This is a genomic window from Fluviicoccus sp. (assembly GCF_030646115.1).
Taxonomy (GTDB): Bacteria; Pseudomonadota; Gammaproteobacteria; order Pseudomonadales; family Moraxellaceae; genus Fluviicoccus.
In genome coordinates, this window is record NZ_JAUSMX010000032.1 from 19,616 (window position 1) to 37,556 (window position 17,941).

10 protein-coding genes are annotated in these 17,941 nt (G+C 64.1%); 2 read left to right on the forward strand and 8 right to left on the reverse strand.

The window, feature by feature from the left end; translation table 11 throughout:
* Nucleotides 1-114: 114 nt before the first annotated feature.
* From Q7T36_RS17275 to Q7T36_RS17285, 3 genes are all read right to left on the reverse strand, one after another.
* The gene (locus Q7T36_RS17275) at nt 115-1,098 is read right to left on the reverse strand and encodes a class I SAM-dependent methyltransferase (protein WP_304851721.1); all 984 of its coding nucleotides are present in this window, start codon (nt 1,096-1,098) and stop codon (nt 115-117) included.
* 19 nt (nt 1,099-1,117) lie between these two features.
* On the reverse strand, nt 1,118-3,565 hold the full coding sequence (locus Q7T36_RS17280) for an FAD-binding protein (RefSeq protein ID WP_304851724.1): 2,448 nt from the start codon (nt 3,563-3,565) through the stop codon (nt 1,118-1,120).
* A 118-nt stretch (nt 3,566-3,683) separates the two neighbouring features.
* Nucleotides 3,684-3,821: a hypothetical protein gene (locus Q7T36_RS17285; RefSeq protein ID WP_304851728.1), complete on the reverse strand. Its 138-nt coding sequence runs from the start codon at nt 3,819-3,821 to the stop codon at nt 3,684-3,686.
* Nucleotides 3,822-3,858: 37 nt separating this feature from the next.
* On the opposite strand from Q7T36_RS17285, the gene Q7T36_RS17290 reads away from it, so the two are divergent.
* Both Q7T36_RS17290 and pbpC read left to right on the forward strand, forming a co-directional pair.
* The gene (locus Q7T36_RS17290) at nt 3,859-9,693 is read left to right on the forward strand and encodes an alpha-2-macroglobulin (RefSeq protein ID WP_304851731.1); all 5,835 of its coding nucleotides are present in this window, start codon (nt 3,859-3,861) and stop codon (nt 9,691-9,693) included.
* Nucleotides 9,668-11,821, forward strand: a complete 2,154-nt coding sequence (pbpC, locus tag Q7T36_RS17295) for a penicillin-binding protein 1C (protein ID WP_304851735.1) — start codon at nt 9,668-9,670, stop codon at nt 11,819-11,821. Before Q7T36_RS17290 ends, pbpC begins: the two co-directional genes overlap by 26 nt.
* Here the strand turns inward: pbpC and Q7T36_RS17300 are convergent.
* From Q7T36_RS17300 to Q7T36_RS17320, 5 genes are all read right to left on the reverse strand, one after another.
* Nucleotides 11,818-11,952 carry a hypothetical protein gene (locus Q7T36_RS17300; protein ID WP_304851738.1) on the reverse strand — a complete coding sequence of 45 codons (135 nt, stop codon included), beginning with the start codon at nt 11,950-11,952 and terminating at the stop codon, nt 11,818-11,820. The two genes, pbpC and Q7T36_RS17300, sit on opposite strands and share 4 nt — an antisense overlap.
* A gap of 209 nt (nt 11,953-12,161) precedes the next feature.
* Nucleotides 12,162-13,802, reverse strand: coding sequence for an ATP-binding protein (locus Q7T36_RS17305; protein WP_304851741.1), 1,641 nt, complete (start codon nt 13,800-13,802; stop codon nt 12,162-12,164).
* 214 nt (nt 13,803-14,016) lie between these two features.
* Nucleotides 14,017-15,927, reverse strand: coding sequence for an ATP-binding cassette domain-containing protein (locus Q7T36_RS17310; RefSeq protein WP_304851744.1), 1,911 nt, complete (start codon nt 15,925-15,927; stop codon nt 14,017-14,019).
* 66 nt (nt 15,928-15,993) lie between these two features.
* Entirely contained in the window at nt 15,994-17,148 is a 1,155-nt protein-coding gene (locus Q7T36_RS17315) for an NAD(P)/FAD-dependent oxidoreductase (protein ID WP_370690149.1), read from the reverse strand.
* A 76-nt stretch (nt 17,149-17,224) separates the two neighbouring features.
* A complete protein-coding gene (locus Q7T36_RS17320; protein WP_304851749.1) occupies nt 17,225-17,854 on the reverse strand; it encodes a hypothetical protein in 630 nt (209 codons plus the stop codon).
* Nucleotides 17,855-17,941: the final 87 nt, after the last annotated feature.

The following is a 17,941-nucleotide window of genomic DNA, read 5'->3' on the forward strand; positions in this document are numbered from 1 at the left end:
TATTACGGGTTAGTTGTTGAAGATATTATTGCTGAAATCAGAGGCCTCTGCAATCCGGAATAACGATCTTGACAGTCATTATGCCAGGCTGGAAAACACCAACCCGGCGTCGCCTCACTCCTTCGTAAACACCATCAACGCATTCCTTGTCGGGTCCCCCTGCTGGTACAACTCCCCCGGCTCACCGCGGAAGCCCCGCGCGCCCAGATACTCCCGCAATTCCGCCAGCGAGGTGAAATGGCGGATTTCCTGCTGGTTCACTGCCCACGGCACTTCCAGACCCAGATTGAACACATCATGCGCCAGCGCAACGCGGTGGTTCATCAGCGGTGAGTCCACGGCATGGTCACGCACCACCATCCGCCCGCCGGGCCGCAGCACGCGATGCAGCGAGCGCACAAAGCCGTCCAGCCGGTCCGCCGGGGCGTGGTGGAAGCCGATGAAGTTGGTGATCAGATCCAGGCGGCCGTCGGCTATGTCGGCCGGACGGATGGCGGCATAGTCGCGCATGTCCACAAAGCGCGCGGAGGGGCTGATCTGTCCCCGTTCCACGATGTCGATCAGCCCGTAGCCGGGTTTCCGGTCGTGCAGCAGGATACGGTCGCCCCCGATCTCCAGCCCGCGACGCAGATGGCTCAGGTAGCGGCCGGTGGTGCCGATTTCCAGATAGCCATCAATGCGGGTTTGCGGCCCCAGCAGCTGCAGCGTTTCCGCCAGCATCATCTTTTTCTGCCGTCGCAAGGCGGGCAGGCTGTAGCGCAGCTCGCCCAGCAGCGGCCGGATGGAATCCAGCCGGTCCTGCACCGCCCGGTAAATCGCCTCGTCACTGGCATGAGCCTCCGTCTTCGCCCGGATCAGGGCGTGGAAGGCCTGCTCCGGATAGAGGTGATAGACATGGAGCAGGAAGGGCAGGAAGGCGTCCCGCTCCAGCGGGTCGTCGTAGATGGCGTGGAAATTGGACAGGCCGCCGATGGCCCAGGCGTTCTGTTCCGTGCCGGCAAGTCCGGCGGCAAAGGCGCGGCTGACCGGGGCGAGGGTAAGGGCAGCAGCTCCGGCCAGTGCTCCTTTCAGCCAGTCGCGACGGGATAATGCGTTCATGTTCAGCTCCGGGACAGGGTTAGAAGTCATAAAGGTGTTCGATCGGGGTCCGGGTCTTGTCCAGTGTCCGCACCACCTCATCCAGTCGGGGCACGTCGATGTCCAGCGCCACCCGCTGCCAGCCGGGCTGCGTCAGCACCGGCCGGGCAAACAGCGGATGCACGCCTTCACCGGGATAGGTCCAGCCGTCCGGCACCACCAGCGTCATCAGGATGCGTTCATTGCCCGCAATCTCGCGGAAACCCACCCCGGCGCGTGCCAGCATGGCGATGTGCTCGCGGAATTCCTCATAGCGCGGCAGCAAAAGCAGTTGCGAGCCGTCCGCGTATTCGCGCAGCACCCGCACTTTCGGGGAGGGCGGGTAGGTTCCGGCCACGTGCGGTTTGCTCAGCACCATCATTTCCGCATCGGCGTCGCCGTAGATGGCCTTGGTCGCGACCTTGATCACGCCGCCGTAACCGGCCTTCACCAGATAGCCGGTGGTCAGGTAGCCCTTGCGTTCCCAGCGGCGGATGCGGTGGCGGCCATCCGGGTCCGGGGTTGTCCATAGCTGTTTCAGGCGGTCACTGAAGGAAAATTCGTACCAGGGGTCCACGCGGATGAAATCCACGTATTCCTGCGCCACCCGCGCCGAGAAGTCGTCCTCCGGCGTGCGCCGTCCGCCCGCTGTCCATTCGGTCAGACGGCCCGCCGAGTTCTCGTACAACCCCTTCACCCCCAGTTCCACGGTGTAGCTGGTGCACAGCACCGACACCATCAGGTGATAGCCCCAGTTGGTGGGATAACCGCGCCGGCGGGTGATCCGGGTGACATCACGGTAATTGCCCCAGCCTTGCCCGATCGATCCAAAGTAGGGGAAACCCGCGCCGCCATGCTGTTTCAGGTATTGCGCGTATTCGTCCGGGTTGTAGACCAGGAACCATTCCGGCAGCGTCAGGTAGGTCTGGCCCTCGTCGCGGACATAGCCGGGAATCTGCCGCGCCTGCGCCTTGACGGTATCCGCCAGCGGATCACTGTCCGGGGCCGGGGTTGCCGCCGTGACGGGCAGATGGTCATAGGCCTCCCACAGCTTGTTGCGGAATTTGCCGGTCGGGTCCAGTTGCCGTTTCAGTGCAAAGTAACGGTCGGCATCCGGATAGGCGGCGTGGAATTGGTCAACCGTGGCATGCAGCTGGTAGGGCAGGTAATAACTGCCGTTCTGCGCAATCACCCGGTCGATCAGTTCGCGCGTCCACGCCCCGACCATCTTGCGATCCTCCTCGGAGGTGCCCTGCTTGTAGTACAGCACGAAGGCAAATACGTCCTGGCGCGCCCAGGCCAGCAGGGTGCCGGGATCCCGGCGGGCATGACGGATCGAAATATTGATGACGTTGACGTGATGGCGGCGCAGCACCGTACGCAGGTCGTCCACGAAGGGCGTTAAATTCACGGCGGGGACGAAATATTCCTGCAGCACATAGGTTGAGGATTTCCGGGAGGAAGGTTCCAGTTCCTCAACGCGGTAGCTGGCCTCGTAATTGCGGAATTCCACCTTGTCCCCGGCATAGAGCATGGGGTCGAGCAGATGTTGGCGGATGCCCTTGCCGAACGGCCAACCGGAAATGACCTTGAAGGCGAGGCGGTTTTTCAGATAGCCCTTGTCGAGCGGAATCAGGCGGTCGGGCTCGGTCACCGGCTTGTCCGTGCGCACCCAGGAGGTGGCGCGCACGGTGTCGTAGGCGTTGGGGTAGATATCCGCGTTGTGGAAGATGACGTCGGGATTGCTTTCAACCTCCCGGCTGAACCAGGTGGCGTATTCCCCGATCGGCATCACCTTGGACTGGCGTTCGACCTTGACGTTGTCGGCCAGCATCAGGGTGGCCTCGACAATCACGCCCAACCCGCCGTAGCCGCCGATCGCGCCGTAGAAAATCTCCCGGTTTTCGCTGGGCGACGCCGTCACCAGCTGCCCGTCGGCCAGCACGATGCGCAGGGATTTCACCGACAGTACCAGCGGCCCCTGACCGATGTAGCGCCCATGCACATTGACGCTCAGCGAGCCGCCGACGGTGAAGTTGTCGTAGGTCTGCATGATGCGCACGGCCAGGTTGTAGGGGTCGATGTATTCCTGAATCGCCCGCCAGGTGATGCCGGCCTGCACGGTGATTTCCTTGTCGGCGGCGGAGAAGGCGATGACCTTGTTCATCTGCCGCATGTCGATCTGCAGGCCGTGGTCGATGGCGGTCTGGCCGCCCATGCTGTAGCGCCCGCCGCCGATCGAGATTGGCCCGTTGTGGTCGCGGACGGCCTGCACGACTTCATCGTTGCTGGTGGGGGCAATGGCGGCCTGCATGGTGATGGGGTTCAATTGCGTGACATCGTTGATGATGACGTCGGCGTACAGGGTGGGGGCCAAACAGAGCAAGGCCAGCAGGAACCAGATCCGGTAGAGGGATCGGTAAGTTTGGGGATGATGGAGCCGGGACATCCTGTTCTCCTGTCTTTTTCGGGGAAGGCGGGGCGGGGAGTCCGCCGCTGTCTGCCTTCCCTGCAGAGCAGGAATGGTGCCAAGATTTTTTACGTTTAAAAACAGAGGTTTTCCAGTTTCATTGGGGATTGTCCCCTTCGGGGTGAAGCCATGGATTGCCGGTGTGACCTGCATTCAATGCAGGCTGGCGGTGGGTCATCCGCTTTTGTTGCCGCCAGCCCACCATGTCCTTGTTCTGGCTGCGGGCATTTGTCATGATCGTCGCATTCCCTCCTCACGGTTCAGGACGATCCATGCCACGGCTTCTTTCCCCGCCCCACACCTTGCTTGCCTGCTGGTTCCTGATCCTGCAAGCACTGGCCTTGCCTGCGGCTGCTGAGAAACCGGCCGAGCCCCGGCTGGAACTGTTCAACCCCGTGGGCGAGATGCGCACGGTGCGTCAGGTGCAGGTGCGCTTCAATGCCGACATGGTCCGCTTCGGCGATCCCCGCCTGCCTGATCCCTTTACCGCGGACTGTGCCGCCGCCGGTCACGGCCGCTGGGTGGACAGCCGCAACTGGGTCTGGGATTTCGAGGATGACCTGCCGTCCGGACTGGCCTGCCGTTTTGCCCCGGTCGGCGTGTTGAAGACCGTGGACGGCAAGACCGTGCTCACCGAGGCTGAATACCGCTTCAACACCGGCGGCCCCATGATCAGCGACAGCCTGCCGCGCGCGGGCATCAGCTATTCCAGCGAGGCGCAGGTCTTCCTGGTGAAACGCCATAATGAGCTGGGGCTGGCGATTGAACCGGCGGATCGGGGCATTGCTGAAGGGCAGCGCTTCATGCTCAAGTTGGACGGCGCGCTGGATGAGCAGACTGTGGAGCGCAATGCCTATTGCCTGGTGCAGGGCCTGAACGAGCAGATTCCGCTGCGACGGCTGAGCGAGGCGGAAACCGAGGCCTATGTCAGCCGCCTGAATGAGTGGGAAAGGGAGTGGTGGGACAGCGTTGAGGCTGGTTACTGGCAGGAGGTTCGGCGCAAGCCGGTCAGCAAGCTGATCGTGGCCTGCCAGCGCCGCTTTCCCAACGAGGCGAAAGTGACGCTTGTCTGGGGTCGCAGCATTGCCGCACCAACCGGTCTCGCCAACCGCCAGGAACAGTTGCTGGGCTATCAGGTGCGCCCGGAATTCACCGCCCGCTTCTCCTGCAGCCGGGAGTCAGCGCGCAAGCCCTGCAATCCGCTGACGGACATGTCGCTGGAATTCACCGAGGAGGTCTCCGCCGAAACCTTGCAGAACATCCAGTTGCTGGCCGGCGGCAAGGTGTGGCGGCCGGAACCGAACTATGACGGTGACTCCTGGAGCGATGGATCCTTTCTGAATTTCCGCGGGCCGTTCCCCATCAATACCGACTTCAGCCTGGTGCTGCCGCCGGGCGTCAAGGGGCTTGGCAGTGAACGGCCGTTGAAGAATGCCGCCCGCTTCCCGCTGGTGGTGAAAACCGGCGGTTATCCGCCGCTGGCCAAATTTGCCGCCGATTTCGGTATTGTCGAGCGGGCGGTGGGGGCGGTGCCCCTGACCTTGCGCAATCTGGAGCCCGGCAAGCCGGGGGCGGCCGACACCACGGCGGCGCGGCTGCGCACCCTGCGCTTGCCGGACGATGACGCCGGGCTGATCGCCTGGCTGAAAAAAACGGAACAGTTCGACGCCCGGCCCTGGGGGGCGGCACGCCTGCCGCCCAAGCCCGGCCCCGGCGAGCCCGTGGACAACACGCCGCCGCCGCCCGATCCGCGCGGGGAGTCGCTCATCCTGAACCAGCCGGGCGTCACGGTGACCCCGCTGCCCAAACCCCTGGGGGCAAAGGCATTTGAAGTGGTGGGCATTCCCGTGCCCGCGCCGGGCATGTACCTGCACGAGGTGGAAAGCCGCTATTTGGGCAACACCCTGCTGGCGCAGGACCAGCCGATGTATGTGCACAGCCTGAGCCTGGTGACCGATCTGGCGGTGCACCTGAAGCGTGGCACGGTGAATTCGCTGGTGTGGGTGACGTCGCTGGGCAAGGCGCAGCCGGTGGCCGGGGCGAGGGTGGAAGTGCATGACTGCGCTGACGGCCGCCTGCTGTGGCAAGGCGACACCGACCTGCAGGGCATCGCCCGCATTGACGCCCGGCTGCCGGAGCCGGCACGGTCCGAATGGACCAATGACAGCGGCGAGCAGAACCTGAAACAGCTGCAATCCTGCCGGGGCGCCAGCATGCTGGTCAGCGCCCGCAAGGACGGCGACCGGGGCTTCGTGCTGTCAAACTGGAACGAGGGCATTGAACCCTGGCGCTATGACCTGCATGATTTCTACGGCACCGATGACACGGAAAAGCGCAGCGCCCATACCGTTTTCGACCGCAGCCTGTTGCGGCCGGGCGAAACCGTGCACATGCGCCATTTCCTGCGCGCACGTTCGCTGACCGGCTTCGGCCTGCCCTCGCTGTTGCCGGATAAAGTGGAAATCCGCCATCAGGGCAGTGACGACCGTTATGAGCTGTCCCCGAGCTTCGACAGTGGTGGCAACGCCGACAGCGTCTGGAAGATTCCCACCGCCGCCAAGCTTGGCAGTTACGCGGTCAGCCTGCACTTTCCCGATGACAGTACCCTCAGTACCGGTGAATTCCGGGTGGCGCACTACCGCCTGCCGTTGCTGAAAGCGCGGCTGCAATTGCCTCCCGGTCCGCTGGCCTTCCAGGAGAAGGTTTCGGCGGACATGAGCCTGGGCTACCTGAACGGCGGCGCCTACCCCAGTGCCCCGGTCACCCTGCGCGGCCGCATCGAGGAAGCCTGGGTCAATTTCCCGGACTATGACCGTTATTCCTTCCGCACGTGCGTGGGGCCGGAAGGGGAAGACTTGTGTCCGCCATTTTCCAACTTCGAAGCGCCTGAAACCGTGGCCGACCAGACCGCCACGCTGGATGAACATGGCGGCGGCCGTGAGGCGGTGACGCTGAGCCAGCGGGTCAATCCGTCGGCGCTGCGGCTGGAAATGGAATTCCGGGACCCCAGCGGTGAAACACAGACGGTGGCGGCCGCCACCCTGTACTGGCCGGGGGAGTGGCTGCCGGGCATCAAGCTGGATTCGTGGCTGCAACCGGACAAGCAGCAGCAGGTGCCGGTGGAACTGGTTGTGTTGGATACCCGGGGCAAGCCGGTGGCCGGTGCGCCGGTCCAGGTGGCGGTATTCCTGCTGGAAACAGTCACCACCCGTGAAAAATCCATGGGCGGGCTATACCACTACAACTCCTCGCAGGAACTGAAGCCGTTGCCGCAAGGCTGCCGCGGCCGCACGGACCGGGTCGGCCGCCTGCAATGCCGCATCAGGGTCACCGCCTCCGGCAACCTGCGGCTGCGCGCCATCGTTACCGACCGCGCCGGTCGTCAGGCCACCGCCTCGGCCGAGGCCTGGGTCACCCGCAAACGCGGGTGGTGGTTCGACCAGCAGGACACCGACCGTATCGACCTCATTCCCGAGAAGAAGGCCTATAACCCCGGCGACACCATGCGCCTGCAGGTGCGCATGCCGTTCCGCGAGGCGCTGGCGCTGGTAACGACCGAGCGCGAAGGTATCCTCGATGCGTCCGTGCAACGGCTCAGCGGCAATTCGCCGGTCATCCGCGCCCCGGTGCTGGGCGGTTATGCGCCCAATGTCTTTGTCTCGGCGTTGGTGGTGCGGGGACGCAACGACGCCGTGCAGCCCACGGCCTTCATCGATCTCGGCAAGCCCGCCTTCAAGCTGGGCCTCACCGAGGTCAAGGTGGGCCACGACGCCTTCCGGCTGGATGTCAGCGTCCGCAGCGACCGCCCGCGTTACCGCATCCGCGACGCCGCCCAGGTGCAGGTGCAGGTGAAAACGCCGGACGGCAAGATCCCGCCCGCCGGGACGGAAGTGATGTTCGCCGTGGTGGACGAAGCCTTGTTGGAACTGGCGCCCAACCACAGCTGGGAGCTGCTGCAGGCGATGATGGGCGAACGCGGCCTGCAGGTGGAAACCGCGACTTCGCAACTCCAGGTGGTGGGCAAGCGGCACTTCGGCCGCAAGGCGGTGCCGGCGGGCGGCGGCGGCGGACGCGGTTCCACCCGCGAATTGTTCGATACGCTGGTGTACTGGCAGGCGCGCGCCACGGTGGACGCCGACGGCCGGGCATCGTTCAGCTTCCCGCTCAATGACTCGCTGTCGGGTTTCCGGCTGGTGGCGGTGGCGTCCTCGGCCGACCGTTTCGGCAAGGGCGAAGGCCGCCTGGAAACCTTCCAGGACCTGCAAGTGATCAGCGGGCTGTCGCCGTTGGTGCGTGAAGGCGACAGCTTCCAGGCCGAATTCACCGTGCGCAACGCGGCCGAGGTTGAACAGACCATCCGCTTTGAGGCCACGGCGTCGGCAAGCGGCATCACCCCGCAGCAACGTGAACTGACGCTGGCCCCCGGCAAATCGCAAACCCTGTCGTTCCCGGTGGAGGTTCCCCCCGGCATCGGCGCCATCGACTGGACGGTCAGCGCCGCCAGCGCCCTGGCCAATGACCGGATGAAGTTCCACCAGACCGTGCTGGACCCGGTGCCGGAGCAAGTGGTGCAGGCGACGCTGACCCGCTTGCCGCCCGGCGAGGACTACACCCTGCCGGTGGCGAAGCCTGCCGACGCCCTCAGCGGCGGTGGCATCCGTGTGCAGTTGCGGCCGCATCTGGCCGAAGGCATGGACGGGGTGCAGCGTTATTTCCGCGAGTACCGCTATGCCTGCCTGGAACAGCAGGTGTCGCGCGCCATTGCCCTGCAGGATGAGTCCGCCTGGCAGGGTCTGGGCGAAAACCTGCCCGCCTTCCTCGACCGCAACGGTTTCGCCAAGCTGTTTACGCCGCTGGATCAGGGCGACCCGCTGATCACCGCCTACCTGCTGGAGCTGGTGCATGAGAGTGGCCGTCATTTCCCGGACGATTCGCAGCAGCGGATGCTGGCGGCCTTGCAGGGTTTTGCCGAGGGCAGGCTGAAGCCCGAGGTATGGAATTTCGGAAAATTTGATGATGACGCCCGCCGCCTGAAGGCGATGAGCGTGCTGGCCCGCTATCAGCGTTTCGAGCCCTCGACGCTGGGCAGCCTCACCGTGCAGCCCTCGCTGTGGCCCACGGCCATGGTGCTGGACTGGGTGACGCTGTTGCAGGCGCGTCCCGACCTGCCCGACCAGGCGCAGCGGCTGGCCGAGGCTTCGGGAATCCTGCGCTCGCGGCTGAACCTGCAGGGCACCGCACTGATGCTGAGCCGCAACGAAAGCAACCAGTGGTGGCTGTACAGCAGCGCCGATGCCGCCGCCGTGCGGCTGTTCCTGTCGGCGCAGACCCTGCCCGGCTGGCAGGACGACCTGCCGCGCCTGATTCGCGGCCTCAGCCTCAGGATGGCGGGCGGTCACTGGGACACCACGCTGGCCAATGCCTGGGGCTTGGTGGCTACTCGCCGGTTCAGCGAACGCTTCGAGTCGGAGCCGGTCACTGGCAAGACCCGGCTGGCCCTGGACAAGCAGGTGCAGCAAGCCGACTGGTCGGCCGGAACCCCCGCCGTCCGGACACTGGACTGGCCGTCTGCACCCGCCACCTTCCGCGCCCGCCAGCTGGGCGGCGGAGCGCCCTGGCTGACCGTGCAAAGCGTGGCCCGCATCCCGGTGAAGACGCCGTGGAGTACCGGCTATGCCATCACCAAGTCACTGCTGCCTCTGCAGCAGAAGACCCCCGGCCAGTGGTCGGTGGGCGATGTCGCGGTGGTGTTGCTGGATGTGGAAGCCCAGACCGACATGGGCTGGGTGGTGGTGGACGACCCGGTCCCGGCCGGAGCCTCATTGCTGGGGCGCGGGCTGGACCGCGACTCCGGCTTGCTGACGGAACAGGCCGAGCGTTTTGCGAGCTGGTCCGGCCACTGGCGTACCCCCGATTTTGCCGAGTACAAGCAGGACGGCTATCGCGGTTATTACGCCCGCATGGGCAAGGGCCACACCGGCACCAGCTATATCGTGCGCTTCAACCAGGCCGGCACCTTCCACCTGCCGCCCACCCGTGTCGAAGCCATGTACGCCCCGGAAATGTTCGGACTGCTGCCCAATGATGATGTGGTTGTTCAGCCCTAGGGCGGCCGGGCCGCTACTGGCGGCGGCGTTGGCCCTGGGGGCGGCAGCGCCAGCCTCGGCGCAGCCGCAGGAGTTTGACGCCGTGCGCGCCGCGCATCCTTCCACCTATGCCGAGTTGCTGGACCGGCAGGGCCGCGTGCTGACCCGCCGCCGGGTGGACCTGGCTGAAAACCGGCTGGGCTGGACGCCGTTGGCGGATATGTCCCCCGCGCTGGCCGAGGCCGTGATTTTTGCCGAGGACCGCGATTTCTACCGCCATCACGGCATTGACTGGGGCGCGGCCGCCCGCGCGGGCTGGGGGCTGGTCAGCGGCCATCGCGGGCGCGGGGCCAGCACGCTCAGCATGCAGCTGGCGGGCTTGCTGGACCCGGCGCTGGGCTGGCGCACTGGCGGCCGCAGCCTGTCGCAGAAATGGCGGCAGATGCAGGAAGCGCGCACGCTGGAGTCGCGCTGGAGCAAGCCGCAGATTCTGGAAGCCTACCTCAACCTGTCACAGTTCCGGGGCGATCTGGGTGGGGTGGCCGCCGCCAGCGCCGCCCTGTTCGACAAGGCGCCGTCCGGACTGGACCGTAACGAAGCCTTGCTGCTGGCGTCGTTGCTGCCGGCCCCGACCGCTTCACCGTCCCGGGTGGCCGCGCATGGCTGTCGCCTGATCCAGGCCGGATTCACCGGCGCCTCCTGCGAGCGCCTGCAGTTCCTGGCCGCCACCCGGCTGGACCGCCGCCGCCTGTCGGACGAGGACACCCCGGAACTGGCCGCCCTGGCCTGGCGCTACCTGTCGGCATCGCAACGGCAGGTGCGCACCACGCTGGACGCCGACCTGCAGGCCTATGCCCGGGAACGCCTGCGCGCCCAGCTGGCCGGGCTGCATGGCCGTGAAGTCACCGCCGGGGCGGCGCTGGTGCTGGACAACGCCAGCGGCGAAGTGCTGGCCTATGTCGCCAACGCCGGTCTGCAAGCCGAGGGGCGCTATGTGGACGCTGTCACCGCCCCGCGTCAGGCCGGTTCCACGCTCAAGCCCTTCCTCTACGCCCTGGCCTTCGAAAAACGCCTGCTGACCGCCGCTTCGCCGCTGCGCGACGAGCCGCTCAGCCTGCCTACCCCCCAAGGCCTGTACAGCCCGCAGAACTACGACAAGGACTTCAAGGGCGTGATTTCCGCCCGCACCGCGCTGGCCAGTTCACTGAACGTGCCTGCCGTGCGGGTGCAACTGCTGGCGGGGGGCGAAGACTTCTGGACCCGCCTGCGCGATCTGGGGTTCTCCCTGCCGGAAGCGCCGGAATTCTACGGCTACGGGCTGGCGCTGGGCGATGCCGATGTCAGCCTGTGGCAACTGGCCAACGCCTATCGCACGCTGGCGCGGGGCGGCGTCTGGTCATCACCTGTGTTGATTCCTTCGCTGTCACGTCCTGCGGAGCGGACGGTGGCTGAACCGGGAGCCGCCTTCATCACCGCCGACATCCTGGCCGACCGCCAGGCGCGGGCGCTGACCTTTGAATTCGAAAATCCGCTGGCCACGCCATTCTGGACGGCGGTGAAGACCGGCACCAGCAAGGACATGCGCGACAACTGGTGCATCGGTTTTTCGCAGCGCCATACGGTGGCGGTGTGGGTGGGCAACCTGGATGGCGCGCCCATGCGCGATGTCTCCGGCATCACCGGCGCGGCCCCGGTGTGGGCGGAACTGATGCAGCGGCTGGAAGGCGGGCGCTGGCAGGCGGAGGCGCCCCGGCCCGCGCCGCCGCCGGGGTTGGTGCGGCAAACGGTGAGCTTTGACGGCGTGCCGGAACCGGCGCGGGAGGAGTGGTTCCTGCCGGATGCCACCCAGTCGACAGTGACCTATGTCGGCGACCGCCGGGTGCATATCCTGTCGCCGGTGAATGAAACGGTGTATGCGCTGGACCCCGATATTCCGCCGGGCCACCAGCAGGTGACTTTCCGCGCTGCGCCGGACGGCGCGCGCCTGTCGTGGTGGCTGGACGGAAAACGGCTGGGAGCGGCCACGGCGCGGGCCTGGTCGCCGCAGCCGGGGCATTTCCGGCTCAGCCTGCGGGATGAGGCGGGGGTGGAGCAGGATGCGGTGGTGTTTACGGTGCGGGGCGGGTGGAAGGGGCGCGACAGCCCTTAACGCTGCAACCCCGCCGCCACATCCCTGAACGACGCCAGCGCCGCCTCCTGGTGTTCAATAATCTCCTGTTGCAGCACCTCCGGCGGCGGCAGGTCATCCAGGTTTTCCAGCTTCAGTGTCCGGGTTTTCATGGTGAAGTGCTTGAGACTTTCTGGACGAGGGAGGAGGTATTCATGGCGGCTGGTCCGGTTTGTTCGATGTTGTGGAATTTCAGTCAATCAGGTGTTTTCAGCGGATGCTGAAAGGCCGGTTCCGGGTGAAATTTCTGATAATGGCTGTTACTGCATATGGGGTATATGCGCTAGCGCATAAATTTATGCGCCGAGCGTATAAATCAGGCTTAGGTATAGTAAGCGGCCTTCCTATCCCCTTGTTTTTCAATGACTCCTTGATCACAGAGCCGTTTAAGCGTTTTATACGCCTGATCGGGCCCAAGATGGCAAAGATCCATGACATCCTGGCGTGTAATGCGCTTATTCTGCTTGATAAAATTCCGGATCAGTTGCTCATGCTGCAGTCGGTCGAAACCCGCTTGGCGAGTGTATTCCGCCCGTTGGCCGAGCAATCGGTACAGGGCAACTGATAGCGTGTAGCTGCGGCCGCGACCCGTGCCATGTGCTTGCAGCAAGCCGGATTCGACCAACGGCTCAACACTGGCGGAGATTCGCGAGCTGTCTTTTTGCAGCCATTCCGCGAGTTGTTCTGTATTGGCACGTCGTTGTTCACGCAGCGTAGCCAGAATAATCAGGCTGTCGATGGGCAACACACTCCCGCGACGGGCTTCCTCTTCCAGCACAATTTTCAGGAAGGCCTCATCGGCAACCGCCATGCTGAGCCGGAGCACCACGGAATGACTGTCAGACTGACTAAAGTCCGGATTGTGGCGGCCGTAGCGCAAAAGGCCTCGATAAATCAGATCGACGCCGCGTCCCGTTCGTTCCACCAGTCCGATACGCTTCAGGGCATCGGCCAGTGCGGGATTACGTGGGCGGGGTTCTGTCGTCAGCAGATTGCGCAAACTGACGCCTTCGACAAAGCCGCCGGGATTGCTGATGACCAGCGTGTCAGAGGCAAGTCGAATATGAATTGCGCCACGCAGGCTATAATCCCGATGTGTGATCGCATTGGCAACGGCTTCGCGGAAGGCGCGCTGATCCAGTTTGGGAATGGCGACGCGGAAAAGGCCGGACTGGAATTCCTGTTCCAGATTGAGTGGTTTGAACAGGGTTTCGATCCATTCAAAAGCGCGAAGCAGCGGGACTCGGCTGAATTCGTTCAGGCGTACTTCTTCACCATCCAGTATCTGAAAGGCTATTTCGTGGGTGGGAACCAGCAGGCGCAGAGAGGATTCATAGCCAAGCAGTAGCAGACCGGTCAGCGAGGGAACGTGTTCGTTTCCAAGACGTACTGTCAGGCCCAAAGCGGCATCCAATTGTGAGTCGTCGAGTTCCAACAATCCCTGATCGCCATTGAAACGCTGGATGAATTGCCGCAAGCGGACCCGCTCAATCGGATCAAGATCGGCTATGGCGGCCCCCGCTACCGGTTTGGCGCTGACATCCAGTAATCCAAAGTGGGCCTGACGCACGACAAACTCATGGGGCAGGTAAGGAACACATTCGGGTTGGCCGTTACTTTGCAGGCGACGGCGTTTGACCATGCCGTCCTGGGTGGCCACTGGTTGCGGGTACATGGGGATGGATATACAGGCAACAGTTAAGCCGTCTTCCTGCATCAGTTCCACGCGGACATGCACATTGGGTTGTGTCCTGTTGGCGATCAGGGCGGCGAGTCCGTCTGTATGCACATGTTTGGCGTGAAGTCCGGTAATCTGGCCGTCATCTTCCACGCCCAGATAGATTTGGCCGCCCTGGCCATTGGCCATGCAGACGACGGCTTCGATCAGGTCGCTGTCCGACAGGCATTTACGGTCACTTTTGAATTCGCAGGTGAGGGTTTCTTGCAGGGGGATTCGTCTCATGACGCCTCCTTCGCTTTCCGGGGTCACGCGGGTTGCTCCCTGTCCGTGGCGGCATGTTCTGATAATGATCGTAATCTATCAGGTCCGGTCGGGATACACTATGCCGGACGGATGCTGTGACCAAGATCGCCGTAGGGGCGAACTGCGTGCGCCCTCGCGAACAAACACGCCAGTGTCCTGTAGGTCGGGCTTCAGCCCGACCTACAGTCTTGGATCACAAGCTCTCCAACTGCTCCAGCGACGTCAAATACTCCGCCTCCACCTGATGCGTCTCTTCATCCACCTTGCTCTTCTCCGCCAGCGCCTGCTTCAGCTTGGCGGACTGCTTCGACTCATAGATCTCGGTGCCGTTGAGCAGGGCGATCAACTCGGCCTGTTTCGCGTTCAGCACATGCAGTCGCGCTTCCAGCTTGTCCACCTTGGCCTTCAGCGTCACCGGGTTCGGCTTCTTGCCGGACGCGGCGGCCGGGGCGGGCTTGCTTTCCGCCGCCGGGGCTGCGACCGGCGCGGCCGCCCGTGCGGCAGCCGTTGAAGCCGCCTGCTTCGCCAGCACTTCCTGTTCCGCACGCCACTTCTTCAGCCAGGTGGCGTAGTCGGCCAGCGAGCCTTCGAATTCCATGACCTGACCGTTGGCCACCAGCAGGAATTCGTCGCAGCAGGCGCTCAGCAGCAACCGGTCGTGCGACACCACCACCAGCGCGCCCTGGAAGTCCTGCAGCGCCATGCTCAGCGCGTGGCGCATTTCCAGGTCAAGGTGGTTGGTGGGTTCGTCCAGCACCAGCAGGTTGGGGCGTTGCCACACTATCAGCGCCAGCGCCAGCCGCGCCTTTTCGCCGCCGGAGAAGTTCTCGACGGTGGTGGTGACGCGGTCGCCCTGGAAGCCGAAGCTGCCGAGGAAGGCGCGCAGTTCCAGTTCCTGCACGCGCGGGGCAATGCGGGTCAGCGTCAGCAGCGGGCTGGCATCCATGTCCAGATGGTCCACCTGATGCTGGGCGAAGTAGCCGATGCGGGCATGCTCGCCCACCACGCGCTCGCCGGACATCATCGCCAGTTCACCCACCAGCGTCTTGATCAGCGTCGACTTGCCCGCGCCATTGGGACCCAGCAGGCCGATGCGCGATTCCGGGCTCAGGTTCAGCCGCACCTTGGTGAGGATTTGCGTGTCGCCATACCCGGCCACCACGTCATCCAGCCGCACCAGCGGGTTGCACAGCTTGTGCGGCTCACGGAAGCTGAAGCTGAAGGCGGAGTCGACGTGCGCCGGGGCGATGTCGATCATGCGTTCCAGTTGCTTGATGCGGCTCTGCGCCTGGCGGGCCTTGGTGGCCTGGGCGCGGAAGCGGTCGATGTATTTCTGCAGGTGCGCCTTTTCCAGCTGCTGCTTATCGAAAGCCTGTTGCTGCTGCGCCAGACGCTCGGCGCGGGTGCGCTCGAAGGTGCTGTAGTTGCCGGTGTACAGCGTCATCTTCTGCTGTTCAATGTGCAGGATGTGATCGACGGTGGCGTCGAGGAAGTCGCGGTCGTGGGAAATCAGCACCAGTGTGCCGGTGTAGCGGTTCAGCCACTCTTCCAGCCAGAGGATGGCGTCGAGGTCGAGGTGGTTGGTCGGTTCATCCAGCAGCAGCAGGTCGGAACGGCACATCAGCGCCTGCGCCAGGTTGAGGCGCATGCGCCAGCCGCCGGAGAAGCTGCGCACGTTGTTCTGTTGCTGCGCCTCGCTGAATCCCAGGCCCGCCAGCAGCTTGGCGGCGCGGGTGGGGGCGGTGTAACCGTCGATGGCGTCATAGCGGCCATAGAGGTCGGCCAGCTTGTGGTCGTCCTGTTCGGTGTCGAGGCGGTCGTTGATGTCGCGCCATTCACGGTCGCCGTCCAGCACGAAGTCGACGGCCTTGCGGTCCAGCGCTGTCACTTCCTGCGCCATGTGCGCTACGGTCCAGACACTGGGACGTTCCAGCTTGCCGGTATCCACCCCGATGCTGCCCTGCAAGGCGGCGAAGAACGTGGACTTGCCCGCCCCGTTTTCCCCGGTCAGCCCGATCTTCCAGCCGGGATGGATGGAGCCGCTGGCGTTGGCGAACAGGACGCGGCCGTTACGGCGCAGGGAGAGATCCTGGTAGTTGATCATGGGGGCGAAACCGGGGTGAAGACGAGGGGGCGATATTGTACCGGACTTTTGGGCTTTGGCGCAGGATTAGACAACCTGACCCGCCGCATGACCGGAAGCCCAGGCCCACTGGAAGTTGAAACCGCCCAGCCAGCCGGTCACGTCCATCACTTCGCCCACAAAATACAAGCCCGGCTGTTTCTTGCTTTCCATCGTCTTCGACGACAATTCGGTGGTGTCGACGCCGCCCAGCGTCACCTCGGCGGTGCGGTAGCCTTCGGTGCCGGATGGTTTCAGCAGCCAGCCGTTCAACTGGCCGCCCAGCTGTTCCAGTGCGGCATCGGTCCATTGCGCCAGCGGCGTTTCGGCCAGGTCGGCCCACAGCAGCGCCTGCAGTTCCAGCACCAGGCTCTTGGCCAGCCGTTCGTTCAGCAGCGTGCGCAGCAGCGACTTGGGGTGGGTTTTCTTCTGTGTCTTCAGCCAGCCGGCCATGTCGTCCTGGGGAAACAGGTTGACGCGGATGCTTTCGCCCGGCAGCCAGTAATTCGACAACTGCAAGGCCGCAGGGCCGCTGACGCCGCGATGGGTGAAGAGCAGGTTCTCGGTGAAGGCCGCCAGTTCGTTGCTCAGCGTCACTTCCACCGCCAGCCCGGAAAGCCGCTCGGTGACGGCCTTGAAGCCGTCGCTGAACATGAACGGCACCAGCCCGGCGCGGGTGGGCAGCACCTGATGGCCGAACTGTTTCGCCAGTGTGTAGCCGAAGCCGCTGCCGCCCAGCGTCGGGATGGAGAGGCCGCCGGTCGCCACCACCAGCGATTCGCAGCGGAATTCCCCGAGGCCGGTTTGCAGGAGGAAGCGTTCGCCGGGTTTGGCGTCGGCGGGGGCGGTGACGGCGGTGACGTCGCAGGCGGCCTTGATGGTGACCTTGGCCCGTTCGCATTCCGCCAGCAGCATGTCCAGGATGTCCTTGGCGGAGTCATCACAGAACAATTCGCCGTGCTTGCGCTCGTGCCAGGGAATCCGGTGCTTTTCCACCAGGCTGATGAAGTCCCACTGGGTGTAGCGGTTGAGGGCGCTGATGCAGAAGTGCGGGTTGGCGGACAGGTAGTTGCCCGGCTCCACGAACAGGTTGGTGAAGTTGCAGCGGCCGCCGCCGGACATCAGGATCTTCTTGCCGACCTTGTTGCTGCGGTCCAGCACCAGCACTTTGCGGCCGCGTTGTCCGGCCGTAAGCGCGGCCATGAGGCCGGAGGCGCCGGCGCCGAGGATGATGACGTCGTAATGGGTCAAGGCAGGTGTCCGGGGAGTGGCGAAAGGGTCAGAAACCCCAGCTCAGTTGCAGGGAAGTGATGTTCAGGTTGCCAATTTTTTCAGGGTATGGCGGCTTGGCAAAGGGGTTGTAAACCAAATTGTTTAGTCCCGTTTTATTCAGTAAAAAGAGCGAGGAATAATCGGGTGCAATCTGAAGCGTATTCCCGGAGTGGACCAGGCTGTGCTGCAGGGCAAGATCGAATTGCCGGAAACGGACGCCGGTTCGCAGGGAGATTTCACTCAGGACGCCGGTTTGCGAATCCTCGCTGGCGTCATACAGCCCGCTAGGGGACTGGGTGTAGACGTTGATGCGGTTCCTGCCGAGTCCCGCCTCTACGCCGGGCTGGATATACAGGCCATGCCCGAAGGAATGCCGGTAGCCGACTCCGGCCATCACCGCTTGCTGCGAGAAGCCGCCATCATTCTGGTCACTGCCGCTGAGCGTGACGCCGTATTTCAGGCCGGAACGCGCACTGTTGAAAATACCAAGGCTGGTCTGACGGGTGTTGTCGAACCAGGTTTTGTCATGGGCCAGCGAGCCGACGCCGATTTCCAGATCAATGGCCTTTGCCGTCACGGCATGGAACAGGCTGCCAAGCGCCAAGGTCAACCATGTGAGAATACGGGTCAGGTTCATCAGGGGTTCCGGCCTGCCGCGCAGCCGCTCCGTGTGGGTTTTCGGGCGCGATTGTGCCTATGACGGAGCAGCGGCACAAGACTTTCA